General features: G+C 26.3%; 19 protein-coding genes and 1 tRNA gene. 3 read left to right on the top strand and 17 right to left on the bottom strand.

From position 1 onward, the window contains the following. Window positions 1-188: 188 nt before the first annotated feature. Together PWP28_RS08510 and PWP28_RS08505 are read right to left on the bottom strand one after the other, a co-directional pair. On the bottom strand, window positions 189-1,367 hold the full coding sequence (locus tag PWP28_RS08510) for a VWA-like domain-containing protein (RefSeq protein WP_109606740.1): 1,179 nt from the start codon (window positions 1,365-1,367) through the stop codon (window positions 189-191). Next, window positions 1,367-2,449, bottom strand: a complete 1,083-nt coding sequence (locus tag PWP28_RS08505; protein WP_109606742.1) for an AAA family ATPase — start codon at window positions 2,447-2,449, stop codon at window positions 1,367-1,369. The genes PWP28_RS08510 and PWP28_RS08505 overlap by 1 nt, the downstream gene beginning before the upstream one ends. 132 nt (window positions 2,450-2,581) lie before the next feature. Between PWP28_RS08505 and PWP28_RS08500 the strand changes: the two genes are divergently transcribed. Then, the gene (locus PWP28_RS08500) at window positions 2,582-4,141 is read left to right on the top strand and encodes an NFACT family protein (RefSeq protein ID WP_109606193.1); all 1,560 of its coding nucleotides are present in this window, start codon (window positions 2,582-2,584) and stop codon (window positions 4,139-4,141) included. Window positions 4,142-4,151: 10 nt separating this feature from the next. Here PWP28_RS08500 and PWP28_RS08495 read toward each other — a convergent pair whose 3' ends face one another. The 6 genes from PWP28_RS08495 to PWP28_RS08470 form a co-directional block, all read right to left on the bottom strand. Then, window positions 4,152-4,952: a Cof-type HAD-IIB family hydrolase gene (locus PWP28_RS08495; RefSeq protein ID WP_308644574.1), complete on the bottom strand. Its 801-nt coding sequence runs from the start codon at window positions 4,950-4,952 to the stop codon at window positions 4,152-4,154. Between the two features lie 141 nt (window positions 4,953-5,093). Continuing rightward, on the bottom strand, window positions 5,094-6,128 hold the full coding sequence (locus PWP28_RS08490) for an extracellular solute-binding protein (protein ID WP_109606198.1): 1,035 nt from the start codon (window positions 6,126-6,128) through the stop codon (window positions 5,094-5,096). Between the two features lie 14 nt (window positions 6,129-6,142). Beyond that, entirely contained in the window at window positions 6,143-6,919 is a 777-nt protein-coding gene (locus PWP28_RS08485) for an ABC transporter permease (RefSeq protein ID WP_109606200.1), read from the bottom strand. Beyond that, window positions 6,916-7,755, bottom strand: a complete 840-nt coding sequence (locus tag PWP28_RS08480) for an ABC transporter permease (RefSeq protein ID WP_305082077.1) — start codon at window positions 7,753-7,755, stop codon at window positions 6,916-6,918. Before PWP28_RS08480 ends, PWP28_RS08485 begins: the two co-directional genes overlap by 4 nt. Beyond that, window positions 7,752-8,864: an ABC transporter ATP-binding protein gene (locus PWP28_RS08475; protein ID WP_308644573.1), complete on the bottom strand. Its 1,113-nt coding sequence runs from the start codon at window positions 8,862-8,864 to the stop codon at window positions 7,752-7,754. Before PWP28_RS08475 ends, PWP28_RS08480 begins: the two co-directional genes overlap by 4 nt. Window positions 8,865-8,964: 100 nt before the next feature. Next, a complete protein-coding gene (locus PWP28_RS08470) occupies window positions 8,965-10,146 on the bottom strand; it encodes a phospholipase D-like domain-containing protein (protein WP_109606205.1) in 1,182 nt (393 codons plus the stop codon). 136 nt (window positions 10,147-10,282) lie between these two features. On the opposite strand from PWP28_RS08470, the gene PWP28_RS08465 reads away from it, so the two are divergent. Then, on the top strand, window positions 10,283-11,692 hold the full coding sequence (locus PWP28_RS08465) for a TldD/PmbA family protein (protein ID WP_158274900.1): 1,410 nt from the start codon (window positions 10,283-10,285) through the stop codon (window positions 11,690-11,692). Next, window positions 11,689-13,017, top strand: a complete 1,329-nt coding sequence (locus PWP28_RS08460; protein WP_109606209.1) for a TldD/PmbA family protein — start codon at window positions 11,689-11,691, stop codon at window positions 13,015-13,017. The genes PWP28_RS08465 and PWP28_RS08460 overlap by 4 nt, the downstream gene beginning before the upstream one ends. Window positions 13,018-13,053: 36 nt before the next feature. Here PWP28_RS08460 and rplT read toward each other — a convergent pair whose 3' ends face one another. From rplT to yfcE, 9 genes are all read right to left on the bottom strand, one after another. Further along, on the bottom strand, window positions 13,054-13,410 hold the full coding sequence (gene rplT, locus PWP28_RS08455; RefSeq protein WP_109606211.1) for a 50S ribosomal protein L20: 357 nt from the start codon (window positions 13,408-13,410) through the stop codon (window positions 13,054-13,056). 18 nt (window positions 13,411-13,428) lie between these two features. Then, on the bottom strand, window positions 13,429-13,632 hold the full coding sequence (rpmI, locus tag PWP28_RS08450; protein ID WP_109606214.1) for a 50S ribosomal protein L35: 204 nt from the start codon (window positions 13,630-13,632) through the stop codon (window positions 13,429-13,431). 24 nt (window positions 13,633-13,656) lie between these two features. Continuing rightward, a complete protein-coding gene (infC, locus tag PWP28_RS08445) occupies window positions 13,657-14,163 on the bottom strand; it encodes a translation initiation factor IF-3 (protein WP_305082079.1) in 507 nt (168 codons plus the stop codon). Window positions 14,164-14,354: 191 nt separating this feature from the next. Next, a tRNA-Lys gene (locus PWP28_RS08440) sits at window positions 14,355-14,430 on the bottom strand. Between the two features lie 76 nt (window positions 14,431-14,506). Beyond that, a complete protein-coding gene (locus tag PWP28_RS08435) occupies window positions 14,507-14,701 on the bottom strand; it encodes an FmdB family zinc ribbon protein (RefSeq protein ID WP_109606218.1) in 195 nt (64 codons plus the stop codon). 63 nt (window positions 14,702-14,764) lie between these two features. Beyond that, complete coding sequence (locus tag PWP28_RS08430; RefSeq protein WP_109606220.1) at window positions 14,765-15,397, bottom strand: N-glycosylase/DNA lyase; 633 nt, start codon at window positions 15,395-15,397, stop codon at window positions 14,765-14,767. Between the two features lie 14 nt (window positions 15,398-15,411). Continuing rightward, window positions 15,412-16,110, bottom strand: coding sequence for a hypothetical protein (locus PWP28_RS08425; protein ID WP_109606223.1), 699 nt, complete (start codon window positions 16,108-16,110; stop codon window positions 15,412-15,414). Between the two features lie 14 nt (window positions 16,111-16,124). Further along, window positions 16,125-17,207, bottom strand: coding sequence for an MFS transporter (locus tag PWP28_RS08420; protein WP_109606225.1), 1,083 nt, complete (start codon window positions 17,205-17,207; stop codon window positions 16,125-16,127). Window positions 17,208-17,220: 13 nt separating this feature from the next. Then, window positions 17,221-17,781 carry a phosphodiesterase gene (gene yfcE / locus PWP28_RS08415; protein ID WP_264149743.1) on the bottom strand — a complete coding sequence of 187 codons (561 nt, stop codon included), beginning with the start codon at window positions 17,779-17,781 and terminating at the stop codon, window positions 17,221-17,223. Window positions 17,782-17,815 lie beyond the last annotated feature (34 nt).

The following is a 17,815-nucleotide window of genomic DNA, read 5'->3' as shown; positions in this document are numbered from 1 at the left end:
ACTTTTCAAACAGCATTTATTTCTCCGGCTTCTCAGCCAGCCGAAGTATATACTATCACATTTCTCTATCTCCTGTCAATTTCTTTTTTGTTACATTTATTCCTCCCTTTCCTTACATATTTCCACCTCTTAATGTGTTTGATGATTTCTTTTTGTATGAAAGCCTGTAATAAAAATAATTACAGGCTTTAAAAGTTGATTATACTTTGTTTTCCATAATATGATATTACTTCATTATAAAAATCATTATTATACTTTTTAGAAAGCACAAATAAAACTCTTCTACTTATAGCGGGTACTTCTACCCATCCATCAGTAAATATAATTATTCCTTCTGGTCTTATATTCTTTTCCACATAATCAACAGCTGGCTGTAAATCTGTTGAACCACTACCTTTCAAAGTTAAATCTTTCCAATTTCCTTTATTATATTCAGAAATTGATTGTACTTTTTTATCGGCTTGTATTAATTTTATCTTTCCACCTTGAACTTTTGATATATCTTCAATCTCAGAAAAAAACATATCATATTCTTCTTCGATTATAGATCCAGAAGTATCTAAAATAACACAAACATTAGGTCCTCTTTGACTAACCCAACCAGGTTGATCATCATATCTTCTATTTGGTTTTAATAAGCTTCTATATTTGTTTGTTATTACAGAGCTTCCAAAGAACCTTCTTAAAACTGTTTTCCAATCAAATTTATTTTTTTTAGTCATTATTTTTACAGCTATTTCTAAACCTTCTGGCATATCCCCTTTTGATTTATCATATGACTCTTGAATAAATTCACTGACTATGTCAAAAGCCATTTCTTCTGAAACATCCATTTGAAAATCATGTGAATCGGTTTCTTCTCTTTGTTCCTGTATTTCTTCAAGATCTATTATTTTATTATCTTCAAAAAATTTCAAGCAGTACTGAAAATACTCTTCAGCTGTTTTTCCTGGCATGTCTATTGGAGCAGTTACGAATAATATTTCATTATCTGGTGCATGACCTTCTCCAAGCATTACATTTAAAGGTTTTGCTAAAGCATCTAATTCATATATATATTGATTTATAGATGCGTCCATAGCTAAATCCCATATGCCTTTAAGTCTTTCATTTTTAATTTTAATAAATATATGACCAAATATTATATGATACAATTCATGTTTTATTATCGCTTTTGTAAAGTTAATTCCCTTACTTTTGAGTCTTCTAGGATTATAAATAAGTCTAAAATTTCCATTTGATGTAATACTCAATTTAACAGTTCTAACAGTCTCACTTTTCAACATGTCAAAACGCATTCTCGCATAAGAAAAAAATATACTTTCTTTTGAAAGTTCTATCCATGCTTTTTCAACTATATCTTGCATTATACTTCATCAAGCCACCTTTCATCTCCAAGAGTTAATGCAACTTCTTCCAATAATTTATCATAAAAAGCTTTTCTTATGCCTTTACTATCTTCTACTAATTTATTTAAATTTCTGAGTATTGAAAATATTGAGTCTTTTGGTAAATAGTTAGAAAGCTCTTTTATATTTTTAGATATAAGTTTATGTTCAGAATTATCTATTATTTTAAGCATTTCTGAATCATCAAGACTTTCAAAATATTTATTTATTCTCAATATAATACTTAGTTTTTCTTCTGAAGTTAATTTATTTATTCTTTCATAATTTTTACCTTCTATGATTAATTCTGTTGCTGTTGGTATATTATTTTTATTATTATAATGATTCAAAATAGCTCTGGCTGCATCACTTCCAACTATAGAAGCAGCAGTTATATATCCATAATTTGATATATCTTCTTCTGAAAAATTATCAAAAACTTTTGAAAGTTTATACCAACTTCTTGGACTTGGTCTCAAGTTTAATCTCATAGATACTCTACTATCTGGAGATAGATATTCAGGATAATTATTTATAAAACTAATTAATTTTTTATTCAATTTATTTTCATTTGCCCAATTTATCCAATCATTAGTTTCTGTATTTAAAATCAAATGAAAAAATCTTGACATAAATGCTGGATCTGTTATTAAATCAACTTGATCATATTCTTCATCTGGAGGATTGGCAGCTCCCATTATCCAAACTCCTTCAGGTAAAATATGATTATGAATTCTTCTATCAATTAATAATTGCATTATTGCATTTCTTATAGATCTATGAGCTCTGTTAACTTCATCTATCATTATCAAAACATTATCATCTTCAGGCCACCAATCTGGTTTCAAAAATACAGTTTTGCTTTCATCCCTTGAAGGCATACCTATCAAATCTCCAGGTTCCATTTGAGATATTACCAATATTATTAATTTCCTTCCAGTTTCTTCAGCAATTTCTTTAGCTATATCAGTTTTCCCAACTCCAAAATGTCCCCAAAGAAGAGGTATTTCATCTGCTTGCATTATTTTTTTACATAAATACTTTGTATCACTTGGTTTCATTTTTTTCCTCCTAAATAATTTATAATATATTTTTTATAATTTTATTTTCTTATCTTAATTATACAGTAAACAATTTATATTGCTATGTATTTTTTGATATAATTATATTATATTAATATTGGAGATGATTAAATGCCTTTAGATGGACTAGTTTTTCATAAATTAATAAATGAAATAAAAGAAAATTGTTTGGGAAGTAGTATAAGAAATATTTATCAACCTATTAATTCTGAAGTTCTTATTCAACTTAGAAATAATAATATTCTTTTTTCTTTGAATAATCCTGCTTATATAATGCTTTTAAAAGATAAACCCGAAGTCCCTGAAAATCCTGTGAATTTTTCTCAATATTTGAGAAAATCTATAAAAGGATTTAAAATAAAAAATATTGTACAATTATCTATGGATAGAACAGGTTATATAGAATTAGAAGGATTTAATTTAATAGGAGATTTAAAAAAATATAGACTATATTTTGAACTAATGGGTAGAAATTCAAATTTAATACTTGTTAACTCTGAAAATAAAATAGAAGACGCTTTAAAAAAATATAATGAAAATCTTAGAACTATTCTTCCAGGAGCTAAATTTGTACCATTCTTTGATGATTCTAAAAAAAATTTTCTCTTGGATCATTCTAATATAGATGATTTATTTGTTGGTTTTTCTAAAAAATCTTATAAATTTCTTAAATATAATGGTTTAGACAAAACTTTGAAATCATTGGGAAATAATAAATTATATTTTTTTAAAGAAGATAATAAATATGATGTATCAGCTATAAAACCTATAAAAGAAGATTTTGAATTACTTGATCCTTCGGTAGCCATATTGAAATTATTTGAGTTTTCATCAAATCAATCAAGAATTATACATTTAAAAAAAGATTTAGAAAAAATAATAATTAAAGAAATAGATAAAAATGAAAATCTTAAATATAAGCTTTTAAATGATATTTCAGAGGAAAAAAATATAGAAGATTTGATAAATAAGGGAGAACTTTTGCAAACATATATTTTTAAAGCAAAAAGAGGTGACTCTTATATAGATGTTTCAGATTGGAATAATGGAAAAACTTTTAGAATAGAACTCGATCCATTAAAAAATCCTTCTACCAATCTTGAAAATTATTTTAAAAAAATAAAAAAAATAAAAACTAGAGTCATAATTTCGAAAAAGAGATTGCGTAAAACTGAAAATATTCTCGATTATCTTTATCAATTACTATTAACAATTGAAGAATCAGAAGACATAGATAATTTATCAGATATACGCGAAGAAATGTTTGAAGAAGGTCTGTTAAAAAAAGATAAGAAGTTAAAAAGAAAAAATAATAAGATCTCTTTTAAAACTTTTAAATTTAAAGATTTTGATATATTCATAGGAAAAAATAATAAGCAAAATGATGAATTGACAAGAAATGCTTCTAAAGAAGATATTTGGTTACATACACATAATATTCCAGGTTCACATGCAATAATAAAATCTGCTGGAAAGATTGTTCCTGACGATGTTATAGAATATGCAGCTTCATTAGAAGCTTCATTTTCAAAAGCTAAAATGTCTTATAATGTTCCTGTAGACTTCACAACAAGAGATAATGTTTGGAAACCAAAAGGTTCCAAACCCGGAATGTGGCTTTATAAAAACTATAAAACTATAATAGTAAATCCAAAAAAATCCGACACTTAACTGTGTCGGATTAATTATAAAAAATTTTGTAAAGTTCTTCATAAACCCCATTTTCGTCATTGTCTTTTTCTGATAAATTCGAAAATTTTTCTAATAATAATTCATCTGAATTTTTCATGGCTATGCCAAGCCCACTATATTTTAACATTTCATAATCATTCATACTATTTCCCATCGTTATTATTTCTTCATTTTTTATTCCTTTCATTTTTGCATAATAAGATACACCAGAATATTTATTAACTCCATCTGCCATTATTTCTACGGAATGAGGTGTTGAATGAGTTAATGATAATGACATTCCTTCTTCTTTTATAAATTTTTCAAGATGTGCTATATTATCCATATAATCCCTAAATATTACCATCTGAGGATCTCTTTCTATTTTATTTATAAGATTTTTTGATATCATATGAGGAATTTCATATTGTTGAAAAAGATTTACAAGAAAATCAGATTTTTCATTTAAATAAATAATACTATCTTCATAAACAGTTACATTTATTTTATTTTGTATACCAAATTTTAAAAGTTTTTCTGTTTCTTCAATCTTTATAGACTTAGAATAAATTGATTTTTCTTCTTTTAAGTCTTTTATAATAGCACCATTAGAACATATCATATGTATTGGAAGATCTAATATTTTTCCATATTGCTTGGAAGTTAAAAATGTTCTTCCCGTTGCTATTATAATTTCTATACCATCTTTATGAAGAGATCTCAATATTTCTATATTTTTTTGTGATATTTCAGACTTATTGTTTAAAAGTGTTCCATCGAGATCTAAAGCAACCATTTTATACTTTGACACATAATCACCTCTGTTTATTTTATTTTATTTTCATTATAATATTAACTTATACTCTTTAAAGATTTATTCAATTTAAGTAAAAAATAAAAACCGGAATAAATCAAGTATTTTTTATACTCAATATTATTCCAGTTTTGTTCTTTAATTTAATTTTATTTTTTGCCAGATTTGATTATATATTTCAACGTTTTCTCCTAAATCTTCTTTGAATTCATTGTTTTTAAGATCTGCTATTGAATATTTAGGTGTTATTTCTCTAATTTCTCTTGATTTTATATTTATAGAAGGCAATTCTAAATAATCTACTATTTTTGCATATATATCAGGTCTTTGTATAAAATTTAAAAATTTATATCCAAGTTCTTTGTTTTTTGAACTTTTTAACATAACCATTGAATCCATATACATTGCTCCACCACTTTTAGGTATAAAATAATCTATATTTTCTCTCATATTTTCTTCAAGTTCTAAAAATATATTTTCTGCATAGCCTTGAACTATCCAAAATTCTCCAGTTGAGAATCCCTTTGCAAAAGATTCTGCATCAAATTTTAAAATATTTTCCTTCCATTTGTTTACAAGATTTGCGGCTTCTTCTAATTGTCTTTTATCCTTTGTATTAACTGAATAATCCAAAGTTTTTAATGCTGCTCCCAAAACTTCTCTCATATCATCGAGCATTGTCATTCTATTTTTATATCTTTCATCAAGAAATATATCCCAATCTTTTTCATAGTTTTTTACATATGTTTTATTAACTGCTATTCCTGCTGCACCTAAAACATATGGAACTGAATAAAACAAACCTTCATCATACTTAATCTTCTTTAAAACTTCATTATCTAAATATTTCATATTCGGTATTTTTTCTTTATCCAATTTCTCAAGTAAATCTAACTTTATCATTATAGAAGTATAATCTCCAGAAGGAAATACTATATCATACCCTACTCCGCCTGTTATCATTATTTTTGCAAACATTTCTTCATTTGATGCAAAAACATCGTAAATTACTTTAACATCATATTCTTTTTCAAATTCTCTAAGAACTTCATTTGGAATATAATAAGACCAATTGAAAATATATAATTTTTCTTTATTATCTATAAGATTTAAAGTAATTATCAAACCAAATGATATAAGAATTAATAATGTCATCACCCATTTTATTTTCATCTAAATCCCTTTCCTTAAAATAAATATTTAAAAAATCTTCTGGTAGATACAGCCAATATAATCGTTCCAAATATCATAACTACGGATAATGCATTTATAACCGGTGATACTCCAAATCTGATCATTGAATATATTTGTAATGGTAATGTTGTCGAGCCTGGTCCAGAAACAAAAAAAGTTATTACAAAATCATCTATAGAAAGTGTTACAGTCATCAATATCGATGATATTATAGCGGGTTTTAAAACAGGCATCATAACTTTAGTTAAAGCCTGAATTTCTGTTGCTCCTAAATCATAAGATGCTTCTATTAATGAATAATCTATATCTTCCATGGCCGATAAAGCGATAAATAATACATAGGGAATGTTAAATGTAGTATGAGCTATAAATATCGTAAATAAACCCAATCTCATCTTTAATACTCCAAATAAAATTAATAATGAAACTCCAACGATGATATCTGGCATGACTAGAGAAACATAAGAAATTTTTTGAATTACATTTTTATTCTTTAAAGAATGCCATTTTAAGCCTATTGCAGCTATTGTACCTATAATCGTTGAAAATAAAGCTGAAGTTATAGCTATTGTAATGGAATTAAAAAATGCCTTCCAGATTTCACCAGAATTGGTAAAAAGTTCTTTATACCATTTTAAAGAAAATCCATTCCAATGCATACTTTTAGATGAATTAAAAGAATAAATTAAAAGAGTTATTATAGGTGTATAAAAGAATATAAAAGTTATTATCAATATAATAAGGGAAAATATTCTTCTCTCTTTTTTCATAATACCACTTTCTTCTTTTTATCATTTTTATTCATAAATATTAATATACCTGATACAGTTATTATAGTTATAAAAACTGAGATAGCAGAAGCAAGAGGCCAATTTCTTGTTATCATTAGTTCTCTTGATATCACATTACCAATCATCATTGAATTTATCCCACCAACGAGTTGAGGTATAGCATAATTTCCAAATGCAGGTATAAAAGTAAATATCATAGCTGTATATATACCAGTTTTTATATTTGGCAAAAAAACTTTAAAAATACTTTCGCTTTTAGTAGCCCCAAGATCTCTCGCTGCTTCGAGTAATGAAAAATCAAATTTTTCTATCGTCGAAAATAGTGGCAGTATTGCATATGGTAAATACGTGTAAACCATTACAGTTATTATAGATCCATTATTATATAGAAACATCAAATAATCATCTATTATTCCAAACTTCAATAATATTTGATTTAATAGTCCATTATTCCCCAAAATAGCAATCCATGAATATATTCTAACCAAAAAATTGGTCCAAAATGGTATTATTATAAAAAATATTAATTTATCTTTATGATTACTTCTTGCTATGTAATAAGCACTTGGTATTGCAAAAAAAATAGTTATTATTGTTGAAACTATAGCAACAAATGATGTATTTAAAAATATTTTTAAAAGTGAAATATCAAACAAATCTATATATGCTTTAAAACTTAATTGCCAATCAACCCCACCATAAAGTGCTTTTTTTAAAAAACTATATATAAATATAATAGTGGTTGGAAGTATAAAAAATAAAGTTGTCCATAATATAAATGGAGTTATATAAGTTATTCCATATTTTTTTTTCATAAATCTACCTCCACTATATAACCATCATTCATATCCCACCATATATAAACATCTTCATACCAATCAATTATTCCTTCATCAATAATATATTTTGCATGTTGTTTTTGAACATTAAAAGTAAATTTATCATTTATTTTAATATAATATTTAGTTTGAAATCCTTTATATATCATTTTATCAACTGTACCATTTAAAACATTAAAATCATCCGTTAAACTTAAAGGTTTTTCTTTAGTAATTCTTATTTTTTCTGGTCTTATAGTTACTCTAACTTTTTCATTTATATTTATTTTTTTATCTAAATAAACTTTTAAATTACCAAGATCTTTAACTTCTATCTCAGCACAATTTCCATTTATATCCTTAACTATACCTGTAAAAAAATTTGTTTCTCCTATGAAATTAGCAACAAATGAATTAGAAGGCATTTCATATATTTCATAAGATGTTCCTATCTGTTGTACTTTTCCATTATTCATAACTGCAATTCTATCAGATACGGATAATGCTTCTTGTTGATCATGAGTAACAAATATAAAAGTTATTCCAACTTCATCATGTATTGCATCTAGCTCTAATAACATATGTTGTCTTAACTGAGCATCAAGTGCGCTTAAAGGTTCATCAAGAAGTAATATTTTAGGTTCATTCACGAGTGCTCTGGCTATCGCAACTCTTTGTTTTTGTCCTCCAGATAATTGATTTGGTTTTTTATTTATATGTTCATTCAATTTTACTAAGTCTAAGTATTTTTTTACTGCAAAATCTATATCTTTTTCATTCATTTTTTTTAATCTCAATGGAAAAGCAATATTTTCATATACATTTAAATGTGGAAATAATGCATAATTTTGAAATATAGTATTCACTTTTCTTTTATTTGGAGGAAGCTTCAAAAGATCTTCACCATCCATATATATATGTCCGTTGGTTGGCTCTAAAAATCCTCCTATCATTCTTAAAAGGGTTGTTTTCCCACAACCTGAAGGTCCTAATAAAGAAAAAATTTCTCCAGACTTAATTTCAAGGTTTACATCATCCAAAGCAACAAAATCGTCTTCATAATAAATTTTATTAAGATTCTCAATCTTAATAGAGCTTCCTTTCAAATTATTACCCTCCCATCTTTCATATATGTTTAATGATAAAACAAGGGTAATTATACACTTTTATAGATTTCTATTGTATTAAAATGTGAATGTATTCTAATTACAAATTGTAAATATTCCAATATCTTTTAAATTCTTTAATATATTCTTCTGAAATTTCTGAACTATGTATTATAATAGAATTTTCATCATTCTTGTTTTGTGCAGAATTAGTAAAATTAAAAGAACCAGTTAAAACTTTTTTTTCATCAAAAATAATAACTTTATGATGAAATACTTTTGAATTTTTATCTACTATAACTTCTACATTTTCAGATTTTAATTGTTCCCAAGTAGACCACTTTGAACCAGCTTGAAAATTTTCCATTATTACTTTAACTTCTACCCCCCTATTTTTAGCTTTAATTAAAGCATCTGCTATTTCTTTATCTGTAAAAGTAAATATCATAACATATATATTCTTTTCTGAACTATTTATAAGATCTATTATTCTTTGCTTAAGATTATCCTCTGGTGTAAAATAAGATTCTATATACCCACTATTAAAATCAAATTTATTATTTAATTTTTTACCATTATTTTTTTTACCAAATAATTCATCATAAAATTGTTCTTCAAATTCAAGAATATAATTTTCTATTAAATCATTATTATATATAAATATCATATTATTTGAATTATAATTCAACCCATTATTTGTTAGATTTGTACTTCCCGTTATGAGACAATATCCATCTATTATTATAAATTTATTATGCATTAATGCATAATTAGAATCATATTTGAGTTCTATATTATCTTCTTTTTCAAGCATACTTGAATAAGTATTTTGATTTTGTGATTCTAAAACTATTTTTATATATATTCCATCTCTAGAAAGATCTTTTAATGTTTGAACTATCTCTATATTATCTATATCATAAATACTCATATAAATATACTTTTTAGCTTTTTTTAATTCTTCAATAAAAATTTTTTGATTATAAATATTTTTTTCTGAAGTGTTTTCATCATAAAATAATATTGTAGAATCTTTAGTCGGTTTTATTGTGATATTCCATGTATCTTCGCCAAGATTAAATGTATAAAAGTTTTTACTTCCACCAGCTCTAAAAAAAAATTCATTATTTTTATAATATGCAGATGGTATTTTATTTAAATCATCATATTTTAAATTTTTAAAATTTAAAATATCCCCTTTTTGTAAAAACAGGTCAAAGGTTGATGAAAAAGCAAATATAAAAACAAAAATAATATAAAAAACTAAAAAAAATTTTTTCATTTTAATTCCTCCCAATATTATAAAGTTTATATTATATATTATAATATTTTTATTTATATATTTATTAGTTTGATTTTTAATTTATTGAATAGTATAATTTTAATAAGTTATATAAACTAATTAAGGAGGGATAAAATTGAATTTATCTCATGAAGAGTATTCGGATATTCTAAACAAAGCTTTAAGCAATGGTGGAGAATATGCCGAAATTTTTTTCGAAGAAGTTTATTCAAACTTCATAATATATGATAATGGGAAATTTGAAGGATCTAATTTTTCAAGCAGAAAGGGTGCCAGTTTAAGAGTTGTAGATGGTGATGAGACTATATTTGCTCATACAAATAATCCAAATTATGAAAATTTATTGCAATTATCTGAAAATTTATCTAAAAGTGCCTCTTCTATGTTTAAAAAAAATAATATTAAAATTGAAAATTTTGAAAAGCTTGAAGATAGAGGTCTCAATGATTATGATATTAATTTTAATGATATTGGTATGAATCAAAAAATTGAAAAAATAAACTTAGCTGTAAACACTTGTAAAGAGTATGATTCAAGAATAAAACAAATTACAGTAAGATATGGCGATACTCAAAGAAAAGTAAAAATAATAAATTCAGAAGGTAAAATTGTAGAAGATATAAGAAATTATCCTATTTTTTATGTCGTAACAATAGCCAAAAATGAAAATGATGAAATGTTTACAGGATTATCTGGAAATTCTGAAAATAAAGGATTTGAATTTTTTACAGATGAAATGATAATAAAAGCTTCTAAAGAAGCTTGTAATCAAGCTATTGTTCAATTAGAAGGCGAGGATGCTCCGGCAGGAGAGTTTACTGTTATTTTATCAGCCGAAGCAGGTGGTACTATGGTTCATGAGGCTTGTGGACATGGAATGGAAGCTGATTTAGTACTTTCAGGATCTGTTTATAGAGACAAAGTTGGTAAAAAAATAGCTTCTGAAAAAATAACCGTCATCGATGATGGAACATTACCTAATAAAAGAGGAACTTTGAATTATGATGATGAATGTAATAAAACAGAAAAAACAGTATTAATAGAAAACGGTGTGTTAAAAGGTTATATGCATTCAAGAATTACAGCTAAAAAATTTGGCGTTGAACCTACTGGTAATGGTAGAAGAGAAACTTATATGCATTTGCCTATAGTTAGAATGAGAAATACTTTAATAGCCCCTGGAAAAGATGACCCAGATGAAATTTTAAAATCTGTGGAAAATGGCATCTTCGTAAAAAAAATGGGTGGTGGACAAGTAGATGTAATATCTGGAGATTTCCAATTTGGAATAAGTGAAGGTTATTTAATAGAAAATGGAAAGCTTACAAAAGCAATAAGAGGAGCTTCTCTCGTTGGTAATGGACTAAAAGTATTACAAAGCATAGATATGGTGGGAAATGATTTAGGCTTTGCAGTAGGAACATGTGGAAAAGATGGTCAAGGTGCTCCTGTTTCTGATGCCCAACCAACAGTAAGAATACCTAAAATGGTTGTAGGTGGAGTTGTAAAAGGAGGAGACAAATGATGAAGGATATACTTTTAAATATCTGTGAAAATACTAAACAAAAAGGATTTGATGTACAAATAAATGTTTTCATAAGTAAAGAAAAAAAAGCTTCTTTTTCTAATCAAAAATTGGAAGAATTATCCGAAGGAGAAAAAGGTACAGCAGGAATAAAATTGATAAATAAAGATGGAAAGAAAAGTACTTCAACTACTAATATAATAACTGAAGAAGGTATAAAAGAAGCTATTGAAAAAGCTATTGAAATGAATGAATTTTCCGAAGAAGATTCTGGAAATATAATTTCAGATCAAAAAGATTTTGAATTTATGGACTGGACTTATGATAAAACAACTGCTGAAATTGAATTAAATGATATCATTGAAATGGCTAAAGAACTTGAGAAAAAAGCTTTATCTTTAGATGATAAAATAAAATTTGTAAGAGGATCTTCTGTAGAAACTTCTACTATAAGAAATTATTTTGTTAATTCAAATAAAGTTTTTAAGCAATCTTATTTTACAGTTGCAGAAGCTTCAATAACTTTAGCAGCTATTTATGAAGAAGATTCATCCATGGGTTTCGATTTTGATGTACAATCTAGCATAAGAAATATTAACTTGGATAGAATTGCAAAAAATGCTTGTGAAAAAGCCCTAAGTGGTTTAAATTCAACTCTTTTAAATTCTGGAAGATATGATATAATTCTTTCTCCTTTTGCAAGCGCTATGTTGTTGAGTGTATTATCAACTCCATTATCTGGCGAAAGTGTTTATAAAGGAAAATCATTTTTGGGGGGTAAACTTGAAAAACAAATTGCTTCAAAAAAAGTTACCTTATTGCATGATCCTATGAATGGTTCTGCCCCAATAATGCAATCATATGATAATGAAGGAATAAATACTTCAAGATTTAATTTTATAGAAAAAGGTGTTCTTAAAAATTTCGCTCATAATCTTTATTCTGCAAAAAAACTCGGAATGAAACCAACAGGAAATGCTTTTGCTTCATCTAATTCTGGAATTCCAATAATTTCTACAATAAATATGCATCTCATGTCAACAAGTACAAGAAAAAATATAATAAATAAAGAAAAAGCTTTATATATAACACAAATGATGGGATTACACACCGCTGATCCTATATCAGGAAGATTCTCAATTCAAATTAGCGGTCAATTGATTGAAAATGGAGAATTCACTAAAAGTTTCAGAGGTATGACACTTGCTGGAACTTTATCAGAACTCTTAGAAAATATAGAAGAAATTGGTTCCGATTTTAAATATATGGGATCCATTGCAGGTTCAACAACTTTGATAAAAAATATGAGTATCGGTGGAAAATAAAAAGAATAACTCTCTGTTAAAAAACAGAGAGTTATTTTATACTTTTAATGCTTCTTTTGCTATATTTACGTATTCTTTAAAAGATTCCATATCTGTAGCTGCTATTTCAGCTAACATTTTTCTATTTATATTAACATTAGCTAATTTCAAACCATGAATTAATTCATTATATTTCATGCCTTCCATTCTTGCTGCTGCATTTATTCTTGTAACCCATAATCTTCTGTAATTTCTCTTTTTCTTTTTTCTATCAGCATATTCAAAATTTCCATTTCTTAAATATTGTTCTTTAGCTAATGTATATCTTCTACTTAAAGCACCTCTATAACCTTTAGCTGCTTTTAATATCTTCTTTCTCTTTTTTCTTGCGTTAACAGCTCTTTTTACTCTCATCAGTACCTCTCCCTTCTATTATCTTAGTCCTAATATTCTTTTAGCTTCTTTTTCGAATGATGCATTAATTTCAACTGGTCTCTTCAATCTTCTCATTTTTGAATTTGTTTTTTTACCTGTATTATGTCCAGTATGACTTCTATGTCTTACAACTTTTCCAGAACCGGTAACTTTATATCTTTTTTTTGCAGCACTTTTTGTTTTAATTTTTATCTTTGCCATATTGCTTCCTCCTTTAATTGAGCCTTAATTATTTTCAGCTTTTATTGGTTCAAGGAATATGTCCATATCTCTTCCAACCATTTTAGCAGGTCTAGATAATTTTCCATATTCAGAAGTTTCTTCAATAATTCTATCAATTAACTCTTTTCCTTTGTCTTTGAACATAATATCTCTACCCAAAAACATTATTACTGCTCTAACTTTTTGACCTTCTTTCAAAAAATCATTTATCTTTCTGACCTTAGTATCAAAATCATGATCATCGATTCTAAGTCTAAATTTCATCTCTTTAACAACTTGCTTTTTCTGATTTTTTTTAGCTTCTTTCTCTCTTTTTTCTTTCTCATAAAGATATTTACCCAGGTCCATAATCTTAGCAACAGGTGGCTTAGCAGTTGGTGCAACCAAAACTAAATCGAGTCCAGCTTCTCTTGCTTTTATTAAAGCTTCTTTTGTAGGAGTTACGCCCAATTTTTCACCTTCAGCGTCGATCAACAGTACTTTAGGAACTTTTATCTTTTCATTCCTAATAACTTTATTCTTATCGCTTATAAGAAATCACCATCCTTTGATTTATAAATAAAATACGGGTGACGAAAACGTCACCCGTATTATTGTATATAAGGCTTATATTATATCTAAATTGATTACCTCTGACGGCTTTATGCCCGGGGTGGGAAGTTCAACGTTACGGGTGACTTCCACTTTAAATTGAAATTATATGGTGGGCCATGCAGGATTCGAACCTGCGGCCTACTGATTAAGAGTCAGCCGCTCTACCAACTGAGCTAATGGCCCATTTACCCAATCCGTGTTTAATTATACAGCACAGATAAAATTTTGTCAAGAAAAACTTATTTCGGTTTCGTTAACATTATTTAGCAGCTGAACTCTTCTTGGAGTCGTTTATATAGTATCCGCTACCTTTGAATGAAATCCCAACATTTCCTATAACTCTTTCTGCTTTTTCACCACATTCTTCACATTTTATATCAGGTCTTTCATTCATAGAATGTATGGTAGTGAATTCATGTCCGCATTTGGTACATCTATATCTATAAATAGGCATTGATACTTACCTCCCTTCAAAAAAATTTTAGCATTATTTTTTTTATTTTTTGTTAAAATAAAGTTATTTATCTATGCTTCCTTTTGCTAAATACCAAAGATATAAATCTAATTTTCCCATATCTTCTCCAAATTTTTTTGATAAAGGTATAAGTCTTTGTTCCATATTTATATATTTTTTTTCATTCCAACCAGATTTAGGTAGCTCATTTATAAGATTCGATTTTAACATTATTCTCATTATATGCTTATCTAAAATAGCTAAATTTTTTTCTCCTGTATTTCTAAGAAAATGGCTGGCTTCTTTCCATCCAATCCCTTTGACATTCTTAGCTATATATTTTCTAATTTCAAATGGATTATTATTTTTTAGCATATTTTTCAATTCTGGAATAATCCATCTGTTTTCAATTATGTACTTAGTTCTTGTGTTTGGAAATCTATGTCCTACTTCTTTCATTTTCTTATTCAAATCTTCATAACTTAGATGAGCAAATCCTTCTTTTCCTATATAAGTTTGTGCTTTTATACCACCTTTCGATGTCCAATTTGCCGTCATTACACAAAAACTAAGTTCTGAAAATAAGTCCAAAGAATCTCCATTTTCTCCCAAATCCTCAAATTCTTTAAATCTATTTTCAACATCAATTTTTATAATTGGTTTTATTTCATTTAATTCATTTAAAAGATTTTCCATTTAAAAATTCCTTTCTAATCAAATTTTTTAGATGTCACTCTCATAGAATAAAATCCTATAACCATATAAATTATAAATACTATAAACATTGCAAAAAACTCTTGATTTGAAAGTTTATTCATACCAATAGCTATATCATTATTTCCTATTTTTAAACCTGCATAGGTTTCAAGAATATAAAAAGTATAAAAAGACATCAAAAAAGCACCAAATATAACAGATAATCCTGATATTATTTTTTCATAATTTTTTGAAATTATTAGAGCAAGTATAATACCAATAATCGCAAAGAAAATCCATGGTATATATTCAGAATTTATTGGAATATCTTTTAACCATTTACTATCCTTTGTAATTAAAAATGTTCCTATATTATATCCTAAAAAACCTCCAAGCAAAAGTCCTCCTATAGACATTGCAAGCTTCACTATGCTATAAAATATCATTCCAAAAACAAAACTTACTATTAAATATATAACAAATTTATAATCGGAATATTGATCTATTAAATTTCTAATTTGTTCTAATTTCAAAAGATATGGAATCAAAAATGAATATGCTCCAAAAAAACCTATAAAAAATATAGAAATTTTTGATGATAACTTAGCAAAAAAAGTAAGAAATATAGCTATTGGTAACAAAACCCATATTGAAGTAATTAAAACGTCATAATAAGATAGCAGTAAAGAAGTTGCACCCTTCAATTCTTCCATAAAATTCACCTCTTTTAATCTTTTTCAGAAAATAATAATCCAGTTGAAACTATAGTTAAAGCTGAAAGTAATATAAACAAATTTGGTATTGCCATAGCTGCTAAATAAGGTCCAAAAATATTTCCGCTTATCCTCAAAGAAGAAAAAAATGACATTCCAGTATTTTCAAACCCTTTAGATAAAACAGACGCGTATTCACTGCTCATAGTAAGAGATAGTCCCAAAAAAATACCTCCTATAAATAAAATAGATAAAAATATAATGGGATTATCTATGAAAAGATATGAAATAAATAATATAATTCCTGTGAATATAGGCATAATTTTTTTAATTCCTATTAATTTATGCTTAGCAAAATTACCTATCATAAGACCAACCGAAAATAAAGAAGCTATTACTTTTCCCAAAATAGCATTTTCGTATATTTGTTCAACATATATAGGTAAGACTACTTGTAAAGCAACTATAGATATTAAAACAGAAATACCATAAAAAGTTGCTAATAGTATTAATAAAGAAAATTTTTTAGGTTCTTTTTTGTTTAATACATCAACTTCAAAATTCTTTATTTTTTTAAAAGTAAAAAATAAATAAAATAAGACAATAATAGATAATAAAAAAAGAAATTGTTTAGGATAATATATAAAAAAACTTCCCAATATCAAAGGTCCTAATATAGCTCCAAGACTGCCCATAATTTCTATATAACCATAAAATTTAGATTTATTTTTTATATTTAAAGATGATTTGGATACTCCCGTAAGAGATATATTATAAAAAACTGGATCAAAAAAGCCTTGAACAGCTCTTAAAATTATACTCAAAATAGGATTATATAGAAAAAAAGATATCAACATAACAATTATACCCCAAAAAAATAAAGATATAGAGTATGTTCTTTTTTCACCATATTTTGATAGGAATTTTCCCCATAATGGTCCTATTATCATTGATACAAGTGGCGTTATAGCTATAAAAGTACTTGCAAAAAATTCAGAATTAAAAATTTCTTTAATTTGTGTAAAAGATGAAGCTATACCAACTTGAGTAAAAACACTAAAAAAAGGTAAGAGTAAAAAAATCCGCAAGCTATCCATTAAAATCCCCCGTTCATTTTTTTAATTCAAAAGAATCATAATAATTATTATTTTCTATATCAATAAGATTTAATTTTATTTTATTATCAAAAATTTCTAAAATGCCACAACTTTTAGGTGTCTGTTCCTTTGGAATAGACACAGAACCAGGATTAAATATCAAAATATTTTCTTTCTTTTCTATCTTTGAAATATGCGTATGTCCATGTATTAAAATATCCATATTTCTTTCATTTGAAATTTTAATAGCTTCTTCTATCGTAGGTGTCCAACCATGAGTCAACATTAAATTGAACTTACCATAACTTTCAAAGCTCATATATTTTGGTTCTGGTAGATTCAAAACATAATGATCTATTTGAGAATCACAATTTCCAGTAACATAATTATAATTTAATTTATTTAAAATTTCTATACAAACTTTAGGTTCATATTTATATGGCAAATCATTTCTTGCACCATGATATAAAAAATCTCCTAAAATAAAATATTTATCAACATCACCAATACTATTCAAAGCTTTTTCAAGATAAAAAGATGAACCATGTATATCACTTATAACTCCTATCTTCATAAATATCCTCCTTTTAATATAAAAAATATCAGTA

The sequence above is a fragment of the Oceanotoga sp. genome (assembly GCF_030445905.1).
GTDB classification, from domain to species: Bacteria; Thermotogota; Thermotogae; order Petrotogales; family Petrotogaceae; genus Oceanotoga; species Oceanotoga teriensis.
This window is presented reverse-complemented; position numbering and strand designations above follow the sequence as displayed.